At 65.5% G+C, this 15,687-nt stretch carries 14 protein-coding genes; 2 read left to right on the forward strand and 12 right to left on the reverse strand.

Annotated features, from left to right (window positions below):
- Nucleotides 1-59: 59 nt before the first annotated feature.
- A complete protein-coding gene (locus BLR77_RS07835; RefSeq protein WP_074676450.1) occupies nucleotides 60-497 on the forward strand; it encodes a hypothetical protein in 438 nt (145 codons plus the stop codon).
- A 149-nt stretch (nucleotides 498-646) separates the two neighbouring features.
- On the opposite strand, the gene BLR77_RS07840 is transcribed toward BLR77_RS07835, so the two are convergent.
- From BLR77_RS07840 to BLR77_RS07870, 7 genes are all read right to left on the reverse strand, one after another.
- Nucleotides 647-1,189 carry a lipocalin family protein gene (locus BLR77_RS07840; protein WP_074676451.1) on the reverse strand — a complete coding sequence of 181 codons (543 nt, stop codon included), beginning with the start codon at nucleotides 1,187-1,189 and terminating at the stop codon, nucleotides 647-649.
- A gap of 12 nt (nucleotides 1,190-1,201) precedes the next feature.
- Nucleotides 1,202-1,453 carry an outer membrane protein assembly factor BamE domain-containing protein gene (gene bamE / locus BLR77_RS07845; protein WP_074676452.1) on the reverse strand — a complete coding sequence of 84 codons (252 nt, stop codon included), beginning with the start codon at nucleotides 1,451-1,453 and terminating at the stop codon, nucleotides 1,202-1,204.
- Between the two features lie 69 nt (nucleotides 1,454-1,522).
- Nucleotides 1,523-2,122 (reverse strand): DUF924 family protein, encoded by a 600-nt coding sequence (locus tag BLR77_RS07850; RefSeq protein WP_074676453.1) that lies wholly within the window; start codon nucleotides 2,120-2,122, stop codon nucleotides 1,523-1,525.
- Nucleotides 2,122-3,129: a class 1 fructose-bisphosphatase gene (locus tag BLR77_RS07855; protein ID WP_074676454.1), complete on the reverse strand. Its 1,008-nt coding sequence runs from the start codon at nucleotides 3,127-3,129 to the stop codon at nucleotides 2,122-2,124. The genes BLR77_RS07850 and BLR77_RS07855 overlap by 1 nt, the downstream gene beginning before the upstream one ends.
- 35 nt (nucleotides 3,130-3,164) lie before the next feature.
- Complete coding sequence (locus BLR77_RS07860) at nucleotides 3,165-4,865, reverse strand: histidine kinase N-terminal 7TM domain-containing diguanylate cyclase (protein WP_074676455.1); 1,701 nt, start codon at nucleotides 4,863-4,865, stop codon at nucleotides 3,165-3,167.
- A 187-nt stretch (nucleotides 4,866-5,052) separates the two neighbouring features.
- Complete coding sequence (locus tag BLR77_RS07865; protein WP_074676456.1) at nucleotides 5,053-6,396, reverse strand: DUF3999 domain-containing protein; 1,344 nt, start codon at nucleotides 6,394-6,396, stop codon at nucleotides 5,053-5,055.
- Entirely contained in the window at nucleotides 6,393-9,980 is a 3,588-nt protein-coding gene (locus BLR77_RS07870) for a DUF2339 domain-containing protein (RefSeq protein ID WP_074676457.1), read from the reverse strand. The genes BLR77_RS07865 and BLR77_RS07870 overlap by 4 nt, the downstream gene beginning before the upstream one ends.
- 232 nt (nucleotides 9,981-10,212) lie before the next feature.
- On the opposite strand from BLR77_RS07870, the gene BLR77_RS07875 reads away from it, so the two are divergent.
- Nucleotides 10,213-10,608: a YkgJ family cysteine cluster protein gene (locus tag BLR77_RS07875; RefSeq protein ID WP_074676458.1), complete on the forward strand. Its 396-nt coding sequence runs from the start codon at nucleotides 10,213-10,215 to the stop codon at nucleotides 10,606-10,608.
- Between the two features lie 18 nt (nucleotides 10,609-10,626).
- Here the strand turns inward: BLR77_RS07875 and BLR77_RS07880 are convergent, their stop codons facing one another.
- The 5 genes from BLR77_RS07880 to choX all read right to left on the reverse strand — a co-directional run bounded on the left by BLR77_RS07880 (nucleotide 10,627) and on the right by choX (nucleotide 15,507).
- Nucleotides 10,627-11,814 carry a gamma-butyrobetaine dioxygenase gene (locus BLR77_RS07880; protein WP_074676459.1) on the reverse strand — a complete coding sequence of 396 codons (1,188 nt, stop codon included), beginning with the start codon at nucleotides 11,812-11,814 and terminating at the stop codon, nucleotides 10,627-10,629.
- A gap of 89 nt (nucleotides 11,815-11,903) precedes the next feature.
- Nucleotides 11,904-12,380, reverse strand: a complete 477-nt coding sequence (locus BLR77_RS07885; RefSeq protein ID WP_074676460.1) for a thioesterase family protein — start codon at nucleotides 12,378-12,380, stop codon at nucleotides 11,904-11,906.
- A gap of 106 nt (nucleotides 12,381-12,486) precedes the next feature.
- Nucleotides 12,487-13,452, reverse strand: coding sequence for an L-carnitine dehydrogenase (locus BLR77_RS07890; RefSeq protein WP_074676461.1), 966 nt, complete (start codon nucleotides 13,450-13,452; stop codon nucleotides 12,487-12,489).
- A 135-nt stretch (nucleotides 13,453-13,587) separates the two neighbouring features.
- Entirely contained in the window at nucleotides 13,588-14,472 is an 885-nt protein-coding gene (locus tag BLR77_RS07895) for a 3-dehydrocarnitine:acetyl-CoA trimethylamine transferase CdhC (RefSeq protein ID WP_074676462.1), read from the reverse strand.
- A gap of 96 nt (nucleotides 14,473-14,568) precedes the next feature.
- Nucleotides 14,569-15,507 carry a choline ABC transporter substrate-binding protein gene (gene choX / locus BLR77_RS07900; protein ID WP_074676463.1) on the reverse strand — a complete coding sequence of 313 codons (939 nt, stop codon included), beginning with the start codon at nucleotides 15,505-15,507 and terminating at the stop codon, nucleotides 14,569-14,571.
- Nucleotides 15,508-15,687: the final 180 nt, after the last annotated feature.

The following is a 15,687-nucleotide window of genomic DNA, read 5'->3' on the forward strand; positions in this document are numbered from 1 at the left end:
GGCTACAACTGCCGTGTTCCACTCTGCCCGGCATCATAACCATGAAAAGGAAGTTCGGCATGTCGATGCGTCATCTGGCTTGGTCGCTGTTTATGTCCTTCACCCTCCTGCTCGCCGGCTGCGGCGACCGTGACGACCCGCAGGCCGCTCTGGAAGCGGCCGTTCAGCAGTTGCAGGACAACATCGAGGCCAAGAGCACCAGTGCAGTGCTGGACCAGCTGCATGGCGATTTCCTGGCCCGCCAGGAGCTGGACCGTGAGTGGGCCAAGCGCACCATGGCCCTGCTGTTCCTGCGCCACAAGAACATCAAGGTAATCGCACTGGGCAAGAACAGCTGGATCGACGCCGCGATCAGCAGCAAGGGCTACACCGAAGCCCAGGTCGGCCTGAGCGGCGCCGAGGGGTTGATCCCCGACAGTGCGCGGCACTACTCGGTGAAACTGGAATGGTGGCTCGACGGCGGCGAATGGAAGCTCGCGCGCCTGGATTGGGAGTGAAGGCGTAGCCCGCCCCCCGCCTGCGTAGGAGCTGGCTTGCCGGCGATCACTCGATGTTCGCCATCCGATCTGATCGCGAGCAAGCTCGCTCCTACAGGGGGCGGGCCTAAGGCACCCAGTTACGTAGCCGATGCAATCCGGGCTACAGGCTAGTCAGCCTGACGCCAGATAAGGTCCGACGTGACATAACCCTGCTCGCGCGCCACGCTGAGCAGCTTGTCGCGGGTCTGCTGATCCACTTCAGGGGTGCGCGAGAGCAGCCACAGGTACTTGTGCTCCGGGTGACCGACCAGCGCCACGCGATAGTCCTCATCGTGGTAGATCACCCAGTAGTCGCCCTTGATCGGCAGCAGTTTGCTTGCCCAGTTGTCGAAGCGCACCCACAGCTTGTCGGTTTGCCCTTCGACCTGAGGCTCGGCGACACCCTTGGCCTCGATCCACTTGCCGTCCTTGTCGCGGCAGCGGTTGGTCACGTCGATGCGGCCATCGTCACGCAGCCCGTAGTGCGCCTCGGACTGCACGCAGTTACGCTGGAAGAACATAGGCAGGCGTGCCAGCTCGTACCAGGTACCCTGGTAGCGCTGCAGGTCGACCTGCATGGTCTGCGGTGGCGGTGTGGGGATGCTGCCGGTACCGGAGTTGGCACAGCCTGAAAGGGCGAGAATGGCGCTGGCGATTAGGATCGAACGCATGGAAGCTCCTGTTTACTTGAGTCCCTTGCCGGAGAACAGCATGACCTTGTCCCCGGCGTACTGGACACTGATATAGGCCTTGTCGTCACCCCAGGTGCAGCTGGTCATCCCCAACGCACCGGCACACTCGCCCGGCGCACCGAGCAGGCTTTCCACTTCCTGCTTGCTCATGCCGGCCTTGAGTTTGGAGTAGTTTTCCTGATTGATCTTGCTGCAGGCGGCGAGCAGACAGCAGGCGAGCAACGCGAGGATACGCATCGACATGGATGAAGCTCCTGATGGGAAGGTGCCAGCAAGCTTGGCATAGCCGGCGACGACTTGCCCGCTTGGAGTTCAGAAACGCGAGCCGGGTTCCCGCAGGAAGGCTTGCTCTTCGTCAGTGGAGGCGCGACCGAGAATCGCATTGCGATGAGGGAAGCGACCGAAGCGGGCAATCACCCTCTGGTGGCGCTCGGCGAAATCGAGGAAATTGGCGAACAATGGCCGCTCATCGACAGCGGCTTCGTTCAGCAGATCAGCAAACAGCTCGACCGCGCGGTCCTGCAAGGGCAGATCTTCGGCGTGCTCGAAGACCAGATAGGCAAAGACACGCTGGATCGGCGTCAGCCTGCGATCCCAGCCGCGATCCAGGCCATCGCGCAGCAGCGGCCGGGCCAGCTGGTCACCAGCGAATGCGCGTGGCGTATCGCGAAAGATCATGCGCGGCAGCTGATCGAGCAGGATCAGCTGCGCCAGCCAGCCCTGCGGATCGTCCATCCAACCCTTGAGCTGGCCAGCCAGTGCCTGCTCGACCAGGGCGCCGAAACGCGCCTCGGCCTCACGATCCTGGCTGTCGCGCTTGCCGAACCACAACCCCTGGCGCGCTGCCGCGACTTCGGTGGCGCTGCCGTCGGCACCGAACCACCAGTCGAGCAGCGGCTGCCAGGCGTGCATCAGCTGCGGTGGTACGCGGTGATGCGCAGCACTTCTTCCTTGGAGCCAAGGTACACCGGCACACGCTGGTGCAGGGAAGTGGGCTGAATATCGAGAATGCGCTGGTTACCGTCGGTGGCAGCACCGCCAGCCTGTTCGATGATCATCGCCATCGGGTTGGCCTCGTACATCAGACGCAGCTTGCCCGGCATCGACGGATCGCGTGCGTCGCGCGGGTACATGAACACACCGCCGCGGGTGAGGATGCGATGCACGTCTGCCACCATCGAGGCGATCCAGCGCATGTTGTAGTTACGCCCCAGCGGCCCGGTTTCACCGGCCAGCAGCTCGGAGACATAACGCTGCACCGGGGCTTCCCAGTGACGCTGGTTGGACATGTTGATGGCGAACTCCTTGGTCGCCTCCGGCACCTTGATGGTGTCGTGGGTAAGCACGAAGCTGCCCAGTTCACGATCCAGGGTGAAGCCCTTGACGCCGTCGCCGAGGGTCAGCATCAGCATGGTTTGCGGACCATAGATGGCGTAGCCGGCCGCGACCTGCTGGGTACCCGGCTGGAGGAAGGCTTCCTCGCCCAGGTCGCCGGTTTCACCGTTACGCTCGGGGCTGCGCAGCACCGAGAAGATGGTGCCGACCGAGACGTTGACGTCGATGTTGCTGGAGCCGTCCAGCGGGTCGAATACCAGCAGGTAGGCACCTTTGGGGTACTTGCCAGGGATCTGGTAGGCGTTGTCCATTTCCTCGGAGGCCATGCCGGCCAGGTGGCCGCCCCACTCGTTGGCTTCGAGCAGGATCTCGTTGGAGATCACGTCGAGCTTCTTCTGCACTTCGCCCTGCACGTTCTCGCTGTCCAGGCTGCCCAGCACGCCGCCGAGGGCGCCCTTGGAAACCTGGTGGCTGATCGCCTTGCAGGCCCGTGCCACGACTTCGATAAGGAAACGCAGGTCGGCCGGGGTGTTGTGGCTGCGAGTCTGCTCGATCAGGTAGCGGCTCAGGGTGACGCGGGACATGGACGGCTCCGGAAAGGGGAAAAATCGCGCGCAGTTTAACCCGAGTCGCCGCGCAATGCTGCCTGCCGGGATGGATGGCTGAGATCGGCGTCGGCCAGCAGTCCGCAAACGCGATTGCGCCCGTCGCGTTTGGCCTGGTAAAGCGCGGCGTCGGCAACCTGCAGAAGCTCGTCGAGCGCCTGCCCCTGCTCAGGCCAATGGGCCAGGCCGGCAGACAGGGTCACACGCTGGTCACCGCCACGGGTGGCGACATCGCGAGCCGCCAGTTGCGCGCAGATGCTCTGCAGGCGTTCGCTGGCCTCATGCGGATCGACGCCCGGCAGTATCAACAGAAACTCTTCGCCACCGATACGAAACACCGCGTCGGTGCTGCGCAGGTTATCCAGCAGGTGCTGCGCGACGGCCTTGAGTACGTCGTCGCCGACCAGGTGGCCGCAGTCGTCGTTGAGGCGCTTGAAATGGTCAAGGTCGATCAGGGCCAGCGCCAGTGGCAGGTTCTCGCGCTGCGCCCTGGCCAGTTCGCGCTCGAAGAACTCATCCAGATAACGGCGGTTGTACAGCCCGGTCAGCGGATCGCACAGGGCCTGCTCACGCAGTTGCTCGTGCAGGCTGGAGATGGTGCGCAGACGTTCCTCGCTGAGCGCCAGCGCCTCGGCAAGTTTGAGCTCACTGAGGTGGCGCTGGGTCACGTCACGGATGTAGAGCATATGGCCGAGCAGCGTCGGGCCATGGCGGGTAGCGCGCCGAATGGCACGTACACGCACTTCGTAGTAGCGCGCGGCACTGGTCAGCGTCAGCGGCAGGTCCTGCTCGGTGCCGTTGTGCGCTTGCAGCAGTTGCTGCAGATCGGCACCGAAGACCGGCCACTGCCCCAACTCGGTGCCTTGCCATCCCGATTGCAGACCCGCCAGTTTCAGCGCCGCCGGGTTGGCCTCGATCACGCGCCCACGTGGGTCGATCACCAGCACTGGATCGAGCAAGGCTTCGAGCAGCAGATGACGGGCCACCGGCAACAGGTCGAACAGGCGCACACCCACGATCAGCCAGGAGAACGCCACCAATGTGAACGCGAAACTGAAGGGCGTCGGGTCGAAGCCGAACAGGGTCCAGCCGAACGCTACGTAGCCGATATTGGCCACCCAGGGCACCGCGGTGACCAGCACGAAGGCCAGGTAGTGGCCCCGATGCAGCCCCTGACTCAGCGCTGCGGCGCGGATCACTATGCCCATGCAGAAGGCCATGAACAGGTAGACGTAGACGGCCGTGGCGTAGAACAGCGGGCCATGCTCGTAGCGCACCGGCGCGCCCAGACTGGCGTCGACCGGTGCGCTGCCAGCGCCGTAGAACAGCCCGTGCCCGGGGTTGCTCAACGCCAGCCCCCAGACCAGCAGCGGCACCAGGCTCAGCCCGAGGATGCTGGAGCGCGCCATCGGCGCGCGCATGCTGTTGACGTATTGCCAGAGGAACACCGCCCAGAACGTGGGCGTGGAAATGATGCCGGGCCAGGCCATGCTGGCCCAGAACATCTTGCAGTCGGCGCTGAGGAAGGTCATTTCCAGCGCCGCAGCCACCATCCACCAGAGGCTGGCCAGATGCAGCAGGATGAAACTGTCACGTCCGGGAAAGTCGCGCTGACGGGTCACCCAGTGCGCCAGCAGAATCACGCCGAGGCACACCAGCAGCGTCACCAGTACGGGGGCCGAGAAACTCCAGCCGGAAGCCATGCAGGCTTGCATCAGCGACGCCTCCGCATTCCCGGCGAAGCAGTGCGTGAGTCGCGGAGGCAAGCGACACGAGGCGACTGGGCGATGACGCGAATCGAAATACGCAAGGGCCTTCCTGACCTTCAATGCTGGATTGGCGCGGGGCGCCTAAGATACTGCAAAAGCCCTGCCGCAGCCGGGCTTTGTTGCTCCATGCCTCTCAGGCGTCTGGCGGGCGACGCAGCACACTGGCGGCCATCGCAGCCAGCAATCCAACGCCCACTAGCAGTACAGCCCAGAGTCCCCAACGCTGCCAGTCTCGAGCGGGGCCAGTCTGTGATTCGACCGGGGAGGCAAACGCCTCGGTCAACTCGGCACGACCAAGGCTGACCAGTCGTTCCGGCTGATAACCGGGGATCAGGGTGTGCAGCGGCAATGCTGCCGACTGCGCACTCGGGCTACCCAGCGCCAGCCGATAAGGCGGCTCGCCACGTGCGAGAAACACCAGTTGCGTGGCGCGCAGCGCTACCTGCATACGTGGCGTATCCGTGCCCAAGCCGCCCCCTCGCGCATCCACCTGCACACGCAGTTGTCGCACCGGCCAACCGGGCAGGGTCAACTCATCGCTCACCACTTCGCGCCCAGCCTCGGGCAGGCGATAGAGCACACCGTTGACCAGCTGGCGCCAGGCGCCCTGATCACTGCTGCGCGCCTCGAAACGCAGTGGCGCCAGCGTATTACTCTGTTCCAGCTCGACCCGCAGTCGCTCCAGAGGCAACGACAAGGGCAACTGCCACTGGAACTGCCCCTCAGCGTTGGCCTGCGCCGACAGGGGTTCGGACCACACCAAAGGCGCAGCCTGATGAGCCTGCCGTTGACTGCGCAGGGTAACGGCCTCCAATTGCGGGGCCTGAGCAGGGTTGCGCCACAGCAACCGCAGATAACGGGCACGCTGCCCAGGCAATTCGACCTGGCGCTGATCGATACGCTCATCGGCGAAGCTCAGACGCGCTACCTGCCCCTCCCCCCAGCCGCGCCAATGCTGCAGATCGTCACTGGCCTCGATGCTGAAGCGCTGAAATCCGTCCTCTACCCCGCTCCAGTCCAGATTCAGACGCACCAGCGGCGCATCGATGGCGCTGGCATCGAGCAACCAGCCGCGCAGTTGCTGCTCGCTTTCGGCCGGCGCATCGCCGCGCAGTTCGATCAGCGTGCCCGTGGTGCTGCGCTCGACTCGCAGCGCAGGCATTTCCTGGGCATCGGCGCGGCCCCTCAACGGGAACCAGCGCACGCCATGCTCCTGTTCCTGCTGCACGGTCTCGCCACGCCCCGGAATCAGTGCATAGGCCTGCATCTGACCCTTGCTGTCGAATACGCGCAGATCACGCAAATCGCCATGCCCGGCGGCGAGGTGAGCAGCGAAGGGCAGCTCCAGGCGATACCAGGGTCCCTCGCCAGCGAGTTGCAGGGCAGCGCCATGCCGATAGTCCTGAGGTTTCTCGCTGGCCTGGCTGAGTGCACTCAGCGATAGGCCCAGGAGCAGGCCCCAACGGATGAGGTTCATACGGCAGACTCCTGTTGGTTAGCGGCCGAATCATCGACCTTGCGTGGCGGCAACGGCGCGAAGTAACCGACCACCAGCAACAGCACACCAACCCCGATGAACGAGACGATGCGCTCCAGGCCGCCGCGGTTGCCCAGCTCGACGAAGAACAACTTGGCCACCACCAGGGCGATCAGCGCGGCGCCTACCAGCCACAGCTCGCGGCGTACGCGCAGGTGGCCGAAGAGCATCAACGCCAGGGCGATCAGGGTCCAGACGATGGACAGCCCGGCCTGCACCAGCATCGAGTCGAACAGTGCCGCGCTCTGCCAGGGCACGCCGCCCCAGTGGTGCGCGGTACGCATCACCATCACCGTCAGCAGGGCGAACAGAGAAAGCCCTGCGACGCCCTGCACCAATTGCTGTGCACGCGCAGGTTCCAGGCCAAAGCGCGGCAGGGCATCGCGTGCCCAGACAAACAGCGCGCCCAGACACAGCAGCAAACCCAACTCCAGTGGATTGAACAGCGGCAGATAAGGCAGCGGATCGCTATCACCGGCGCTATTGGCATTGGCCAGCCAGAACCAGGCGAGCATCAGCGCGGCCAGCGGTGCCGCCGCCCACAACCGGTACTCGCGCTCGAAGCGGGCCACCGGCCAGGGCAGGCGGCGCGCCTGCGCCATCGCCCAGAGGTAGGCGGTCGGCAGCAACGCCCACCCCAGCCAGCGCCAGGCGTTGTAGTGATCGGACAGGCTCAGCAGCAGATAACGCAGCTCCAGTGCCAGCACGCCAAGCAGCAGCCAGCAACCGAGTACATGGGCGACGCTGGCCGCCTTACTCGGCAGCAGATCGGCCAGGGACCGCAGGATAAGCAGATGCACCGCGATCACCGCAGCCCAGCCCAACCAGCCGAAATTAGCCGCCGGGTGATAAAGCGGGTGCCAGGCATGAATCAGGATCAAACCCGCCACCGGCGCCAGCAGGCTGCACAGCATCGCCAGTTCGCGCCAGCGAGTACGCAGGGCAAGTAGCATCCACACCACAGCCGACAGGGCTGCCAGTACCAGCAGCACGCTGGCTTGCTGTTGCGGCGCGACGAAGCGCAGCACTTCGCTGGCCAGTGCCAATGCCCACCAGGCGCCTCCCCAGGCCAGCAACAGCTGGCCCAGGCGCTGCAAACTGACGCCATCGATGCCCGTATCACGGCCGCTACGCGCCAGCCCCTGCAGGCGCCAGGCGCCGATCTGCGCAGCCAGGCCGAGCACAGCGGGCGTCCAGAAGCCGGTGTGCGCCAGCGGCGCCAGCCCCTCGCCACTGATGCCCGACAGCAGCAACGGCCCGGCAGCGAGGAAGGCCAGGCCGGCAAACACTTGCAGGAGCAAGCTGAACAGGAAGGCGGCGCGCTGCTGCAGATACAGCGCCAGCCAGAGAATCAGCAGGCCCGTACCGCCCCACACGGCCGCAGCCGCCACCCAGGGCAGCACGAACAGCACCGCCAGATTGATGAACACCAGGCCCACCAGCATCACCATCGACAAGGCGCCGAGCAGCCGGCGATTCTCGCGAATCTGCGGGTCGCGCGCCGCCAGCAGCATGCCGGCGATCAGGCCGAAACCGACCATCGACGCGGCCAGCAGGCCGAACCAGCCGGCGCTGAAGCCGCCACGCCCGAACAGCGAATCCAGCGCCATCTGCCCGAGGAACAGCAGCCCGCCCAGCAACTGCACGGCAAAGGCGCTGTAGACGAAGCTCGGCGCAGCGATGCGCAGGCCGACGAACAGGGTCGCCAGCCCCGCCAGCGCCCAGGCGATGGCCGTGCCGGGAGCCTCGAACAGCAGCGGTGCGATCAGATAGAGAAACGCCAGGCCGACGATACCGAGCCAGGGCAGCAGGCGATTTTCCCAGGCGTTTGCCGCTTCGGGCATCGACCGCAACTGCCAGTAGCTGAACAGCAGCGCCGCACCGAGCATCAGCGCGCCCAGCGGCGAGCCATCGAGCAGGCTTTCATGGCCGACGTCCAGACCACTGACGAAGGCCAGGGCCGCGCCCACCTGCAGCAGCAGGGCAAAAGCCCGCGCCAGCGGTCGGCGCTGACGCAGGCCCAACCAGTAGATGCCGGCGCCCTCCACGGCCCAGGCCGCCGCCGTCCAGCGCGCATCGAGACCCAGTGGGATGGCCAGGCTGGCGAAGACCACGCCGAGCGCCAGGCAAGTCTCCACCAGTAACAGTGCACGGTCGCCAGCGCGCGCCTTGAGCACCCGTGCCAGCAACAAATAGAAGAAACCCAGGCCGAGGGCACTGAACGCCGCGGCGAATTCGATATGCCGTACCAGCGCCACCTGCAGACCGAAGCCGATCAACGGTGGACCGAACAGCGTAGTGGCATCGACATAGTCACCACGGCGCAACGACCAGCGCAGCAGTTCGTCACGCGACTCGGGCGCATCCGTCGCGTCACGCAGGGTGCGGCGGGCGAACAAGAGGCCGATGCCCACGTACATCAGGAAGAACAGGATCAGGAAAGGTTCGGTGCTCCAGAGCAGATCCGCTGTATAGGAGCGCAGGCCCCAGGCAAGGCCGATACCGAAGGTGCCGACGAAACCGATCAGATTGAGCAGACGCCAGGCCTTGAACCAGGCGATGGCGAAGATGCCGGCGTTGAGCAGGGCGAAGTAGGAGAACAGGGCAACATGATTGCCGCTACCCGTGGAAGTGAGAATGGGCGCGGCGAAACCGCCGAGTGCCGCTGCAGCCGCCAGGCCCAGGGCGTTCTGCTGCACCGCGAGAATCGCCGAGAACAGCGTCACCGCCACCAGCAGGCCGAGTGCCAGGCCAGGGTCCAGCAATGGATGCAGACGCATGGCGGCGAACACCGTCAGGTACAGCACGGCGATACCGGTACCTTGCAGCACCAGGGCATAGTTGCGATTGCGCAGGCGTAGCCACCAGCCAAGGCCGAGCAAGGCCAGGGCACTGGCCGCGACGCCCATGTAACGCAGCTCTACCGGCACCTCGACACCTTCGGTGGCGTAACGCAGGAGGAAGGCCAGACCGAGAAACAGCAGCACCACGCCGACTCGCAGCACGGTATTGCCACCGAACAACCAGGCCTTGGCAGCAGCGATACCACGTTCGATCAGATTCGGCTCGCGCGGGGTCTGCTCGCGCCAGGGGCTCTGCTGGGGACCAGGCTGCGGCTCGTGGACGACCTGTGCGGCAAGCGGGACAGGCTGTTCGGCTGGAGGGGTTTCGAGTTCCGGCAGCGTCCAGTCCAGCTCCGGCTGCGCTTCTTCGACAACGGCCGGCTCGGGCGGCAGTTCTGGCGCTGGACTGGCGACGGGTTCGACGGGAGCAGGTTGCGGCTCGCCCCGCTCGCCCTGCTCGACCTTGACCAGGCGTTCATGCATGGCGCGCGTACCGCGATCGAAGCGCTCGGCGAAGTCCTTGAGCTGCGCAGTCAGTTGCGCATTGCGCGTCTCCAATCCCTGCAGACGCAGCGCCTGACCCAGACCGAGGCCGATGAGCCCGCCAAGCAGCGCGCCTGTGACCGATTCGCTGACGCCCGCACCGAGCACCAAACCGACCAGCATGAAAATCCATTGCATGCGTTATGTCCCAATCCTGAGAAAGAAGTCGCCTCACGTTCCTGCTGGCCGCCAGAGACGAGCCACAGTATAGGAGTCGCGCCGACCCACACCCAGAGAGACGACTGCCAAGCTGTTCACAGGCACAACGGAAAACGATCAGCCGCCAGCCGGTGCTTCACAAACGCCCCGCGCCCGCTATCATCGCCGCCCCCGTGACAGCAGCGGCGCAGACCGCACGATAGCCAAAACCATGATGAAGCCCCGCCTGATAGCCGCTGCAGAGATCGACCGCCTGGAAACCTGGGCCAAATACACCAGCGACATGTGCCACAGCTGCATGTCCACCTGCTGCACCATGCCGGTTGAGGTGCGCCTCAACGATCTGATCCGCCTGGAGCTGGTGGACGAGTTCGAGCGCAGCGAGCCGCCGAAGAATATCGCCAAGCGCCTGCAGAAGGACGGCATCGTCGAGCGCTTCAACCAGAAATCAGGCATCTTCACCCTGATCCGCATGTCCAATAACGACTGCCTGTTCCTCGATCGCAAGACGCGCCTGTGCACCGTTTACGACAAGCGCCCGGACACCTGCCGCCACCACCCCAAGGTCGGCCCGCGGCCGGGGTATTGCGCTTACAAGCCGAAGTAGGCCGCGCGTTCCGGGGTTTCAGCGCTGCAGCACGCGGATGCGCGACAGCAGTTCGTCGCGGTCGACATAGCAGCCCTGGAAATGCCGCGCGCCGCTGGCGGGGTCGAATTCGCTGCGCGCGTGCATGACCCGGCGGTTGTCGAAGCACCACAGCTGGCCGGCCTCGAGCCGGCGCTGCAGGCGAAAACGTGGCTCGCGGGTCAGCGCGATGAAGCGCCGATAGGCCCGATACAGCGCCGGCATGCGCTCGACCGGCGCGTCGAACGGGCCGCGCAGGAAGTTGGCCATGCGCACCTCGCCGATCCGCCCCTCGGCATCCAGCGCGATGATCGGCGCCAGGCAGCGGTAGTCGCTGTTGCGGCTCTTGTTGCGGAACTCCACCAGCGTCGTGCACAGGATGTCGAACAGCTCGGGCGACTCCTGATGCAGCGCCTCGGCGATGGCGAAACCGTCGACGAATACGCTCTCGCCACCCGTCGCATCGTTGACCAGGCAATGCAGGAACTGCAGGCCCGGCTGCAGCTCGCGAGTCGGCAGGTCGGTGTGCAGCGGCAGGTTGAAGGCGGTGTAGGCGTTGCTGTCGGCATCGGCCTTGGACTGCACGTCGAACAGCACGCCGAAGTTGCTCTCACGAATGAAGGAGATGCGCTTGGCGAGCCGGAGCAGAACGCCCTCGCTGGCCGGCACCGCCACCAGCTGGGTCAGGCCCAGATCGCGCACCGCCAGCAACCAGCGCAACAGGGTGCCATCATCCTCGAGCACCGCCTGGTAGTCGAAGCGCGGCAACTGCTCGGCCAGTTCGGCGCCCCACAGCTGTGGTTGCGGACGCTGCGCCTGGCGCTCGTCGCGTGATGCCAGGTCATAGGCGTGGGCCCGCAGCCAGCCGGGGTGGAAGCGGCTGTGGTGACCGCCCTGCCAGTCGATCAACAGATGGCCCTGCTCGTCGATGCAGGTCCGCTGCGGAGCCAGCTCCTCCGCCACGTCGACGATCTCCAGCAGTTGCTCCCGGGTCACACCGTAGACGCACTGGCTGCAGGGACAGTTGTCGCGCAGCCACTGGTAATGGAAGGGGCTGACCCGACCATCGCTCCAGGTCACCTGCAGGCTGTCGCGGGTAGCGTCGAGGCCAACCAGATCGGCACTGATCGGGTAGGTACGCCAATCGGCGATGGGCGCGGCCTGGAGCGAGGGGTCTACGGCATTCATGGCGGTCTCCTTGCGGGATGCTGGCCCGCGAAATCGTTGTCAGGGATGGGTGTACGCGCACCAGGCCATCCTGGTCTGCCGGCCGGGCACTAGGCCCTGGCCGGGGGCAAAGCTATGACCCGGCCGACATGCAGCGGCATGGGCAGGCTCCGATGGGCCTGCGCCAACGCCAGCAACCGTTGCCGCACCTGCTCGTCGAACGCGGCCGAGCGACCGCCGGCGCTGTCGATGTTCATCAGCATCTGCTCGCTGGCGGCGAGCAGTTCCTCGCCCTCCGGGTAGTAGAGGCCGTGGTGGATGTGCAGGCGCTTGCCGTCATGCGCCAGCAACTGGGTACGCACCTGCACCTCGGCGCCGAGCTTGACCTCGGCCAGGTAGTTGAGGTGGCACTCCAGGGTGTACAGGGTGTGGCCGCTGCGGGCACGCCCCGCCTCGTCCAGGCCCAGGTGGTCCATGAGCGCGTCGGTGGCGTAGCTGAAGATCAGCAGATAGAAGGCGTCGCGCAGATGGCCGTTGTAATCCACCCACTCGGTGGAGATGGTGGTGCGATAAGTCGGCAGATTCATGTTCAGCTTCCGATGAGGCCTCTCCCCCGGCCCCTCCCATCAATGGGAGACGGGAGCTAGACAGGAGTTGCCCGTAGGGTGCGCCGTGCGCACCGGAAAGACGCGGTTACTCGGCAAACTCGAAACCATGCTTCGTCTTGGTCTCACGGATCGCACCAAGCACCGCCAGCAGGCAGTCGTCGCGGTAGCGCTCCAGGGCATCCAGGCTGCGTTCGCCCTGCTGCTCGGCGGTGCCCTCGACCACCGCGTCGATCAGCCCCTCGGTCAGCTCCGGCGCCTCGAGGTAGGTCCAGGGCAGCTTCAATGCCGGGCCGAACTGGGCCATGAAGTGGCGCATGCCAGCCGGGCCACCGGCCAGGGTGTAGGTGAGAAAGCTGCCCATGAACGACCAGCGCAGGCCGGCACCGAAGCGGATCGCGTCATCGATCTCGCCGGTGGTCGCCACGCCGTCGTTGACCAGGTGCAGCGCCTCGCGCCACAGCGCCTCGAGCAGGCGGTCGGCGATAAAGCCGGGCACCTCCTTGCGCACATGCAGCGGGCGCATGCCGAGCGACTCGTACACGTTGATCGCTGCCTGTACCGCTTCGGGCGCGGTCCTGGCTCCGCCCACCACCTCCACCAGCGGCAGCAGATAGACCGGGTTGAACGGGTGGCCGACCACGCAGCGCTCAGGATGCTTGGCGTCTGCATAGAACTCGCTGGGCAGCAGGCCCGAGGTGCTGGAGCCGATCAGCACATCCGGGCGCGCGGCGGCGCTGATCTTCGCGTGCAGCTCACACTTGAGTTCGAGGCGCTCGGGCGCGCTCTCCTGGATAAAGTCGGCATCGCGCACGCAGTCTTCGATGGTGTTCACGAAACTCAGGCGATCCAGCGAGGCGCCGGGCGCCAGACCCTGTTTTTCCAGCGCCGGCCAGGCATTGGCCAGGCGCGTGCGCAACGCGGCCTCGGCGCCGGGCGCCGGGTCCCAGGCGATCACATCCAAGCCATGGGCCAGGGCGCGGGCGATCCAGCCGGCGCCGATCACGCCGGTGCCGAGGGCGGCGAAAGTCTTGATATCGGTAACGAAGGTCATGGTGAACTCCGGTAGCCCGGATGCAATCCGGGGCATGACAGGTGAAGTTTTCCCGGATTTCATCCGGGCTACGGGAGCGCTGGGCATCAGCCCTCTCCCCCGGCCCCTCTCCCAGAGGGAGAGGGGAGATAATCGTTAACGGCGCTTGAGCTTCATCTTCTCGCGCCCTTCGGCCGGGGTCAGGGCGCGACCGCCGAGGCGTTCGATGATCTCGATGGCGCGCTCGACCAGCTGGCCGTTGCTGGCGTGCACGCCGCGATCCAGCCAGATGTTGTCCTCCAGGCCTACCCGCACGTGGCCGCCGAGCAGCATGGCCTGGGCCACCATCGGCATCTGCATGCGGCCGATGCCGAAGCCGGCCCAGGTGATGCCGGGCGGCAGGTTGTCGGCCATGGCCTTCATGGTCGTGGTATCGGCCGGCGCGCCCCAAGGGATGCCCAGGCACAGCTGGATCAGTGGGTCGTCCAGCAGGCCTTCCTTGATCATCTGCTTGGCGAACCACAGGTGGCCGGTGTCGAAGATTTCCAGCTCGGCCTTCACCCCCAGTTCGGTGATGCGCTTGGCACCGGCACGCAATTGCGCCGGGGTGGAAACGTAGATGAAGTCGCCGTCGCCGAAATTCAGCGTGCCGCAGTCCAGGGTGCAGATTTCCGGCAGCAGCTCCTCGACATGCGCCAGGCGGGTGATCGGCCCGACCAGGTCGGTGCCGGCGCCGAATTCCAGCGGCTGCTCGCCGCGACCGATTTCCAGGTCGCCGCCCATGCCGGCGGTGAGGTTGATGATCACGTCGGTGTCGCTCTCACGAATGCGCTCGACCAACTCGCGGTACAGCGCCACGTCACGGCTCGGCTTGCCGGTCTGCGGATCGCGCACATGGCAGTGGGCGACGGTGGCGCCGGCCTTGGCTGCCTCGATGGCGGCGGCAGCGATCTCCTTGGGCGTGACCGGGATCGCCGGGTGCTTGCCGACGGTGTCGCCAGCGCCGGTCACCGCGCAGGTGACGATGACTTCGTGGTTCATGGAATCTCCATCCTTATTCGAGGCGAAAGGGTGCCGTACGCCGCGAGAGAGGCGCACGCACGGCAGGTAATCGTTGAAGTTGGGGGGCGGCGCGTCTCAGTCGAGGGCGGCTCGTACCGCCGCGATACCGTCCTGACCGTCGAAGGTGGACACCCCGGCCAGCAGGCGGCTGAGGTCCTGCGGATTGTCCTTGAGCCAGCGACGGGCCACGGCCTTGGCATCCTCACGGGCCATGATCGGCTCCATCAGCTGGCTTTCCTGGGCGGCGCTGAAGGTCAGGTTGTGGAGCAGGCGGTCGACGTTCGGGCAGCGCTGGGCATAATCCGGGGCGACCACGGTCCAGACCGTGGCCAGGCCTTCATCGGCGCCGAACACATCCTCGCTGCCGGTAAGGTAGGTCAGGTCCATCTTGATGTTCATCGGGTGCGGCTTCCAGCCGAAGAACACCACTGGCTTCTTGGCCTTGACCGCGCGACTGACCGCCGCGAGCATGGCCGCCTCGCTGGACTCCACCAGCTTGAAGCCGCCGAGGCCGAACTGGTCGCTGTCGATCATCTTCTGGATGGTGGTGTTGGCCCCGGTGCCCGGGTCGATGCCATAGATCTTGCCATCCAGCTGGTCGCGGAACTTGGCGATGTCGGCATAGGTTTTCAAGCCCGCCTCAGCCAGATAGGTGGGCACCGCCAGGCTGGAGATGCCGTCGCTCAGACCCGGTTCGGCGAGCACCTTGACCTCGCCCTTGTCCAGGAACGGCTTGATGTTGTCATCCATCAGCGGTTTCCAGTAGCCGAGGAAGAAGTCGACCTGCTTCTTGCCAATGCCGGAAAAGATGATCTGCTGCGAGGCCTGGGTCTGGGTGGTTTGATACCCCAGGCCTTCAAGCAGGGTCGCGGCCACGGCGGTGGTGGCGACCACGTCGGTCCAGCCGACGAGGCCGATACGCGCCTTCTGACAGCTGGCATCTTCGGCGGCCAGCAGGGAGGAACTGAACAAGCTCAGGGTGCAGCATGCGGCCAGCGCAGTAAGACCTTTCATCTGGGTGCTCCTCATCGTGTCACAGCGGTTTGCTTTCGTTGTTCTAGAGGCCGGTCGGCCCCCACCGTGTTCCGGGATCTATTTGTCCCGATGGAGCCACCTTACGCGCCGCTACGCGGGAAAATTCCCACTTACCCGACCATTGCTTGACCTATGGCGACCTTACCTTGCGCGGCGCTG

This window comes from Ectopseudomonas alcaliphila (genome assembly GCF_900101755.1).
Taxonomy (GTDB): Bacteria; Pseudomonadota; Gammaproteobacteria; order Pseudomonadales; family Pseudomonadaceae; genus Aquipseudomonas; species Aquipseudomonas alcaliphila.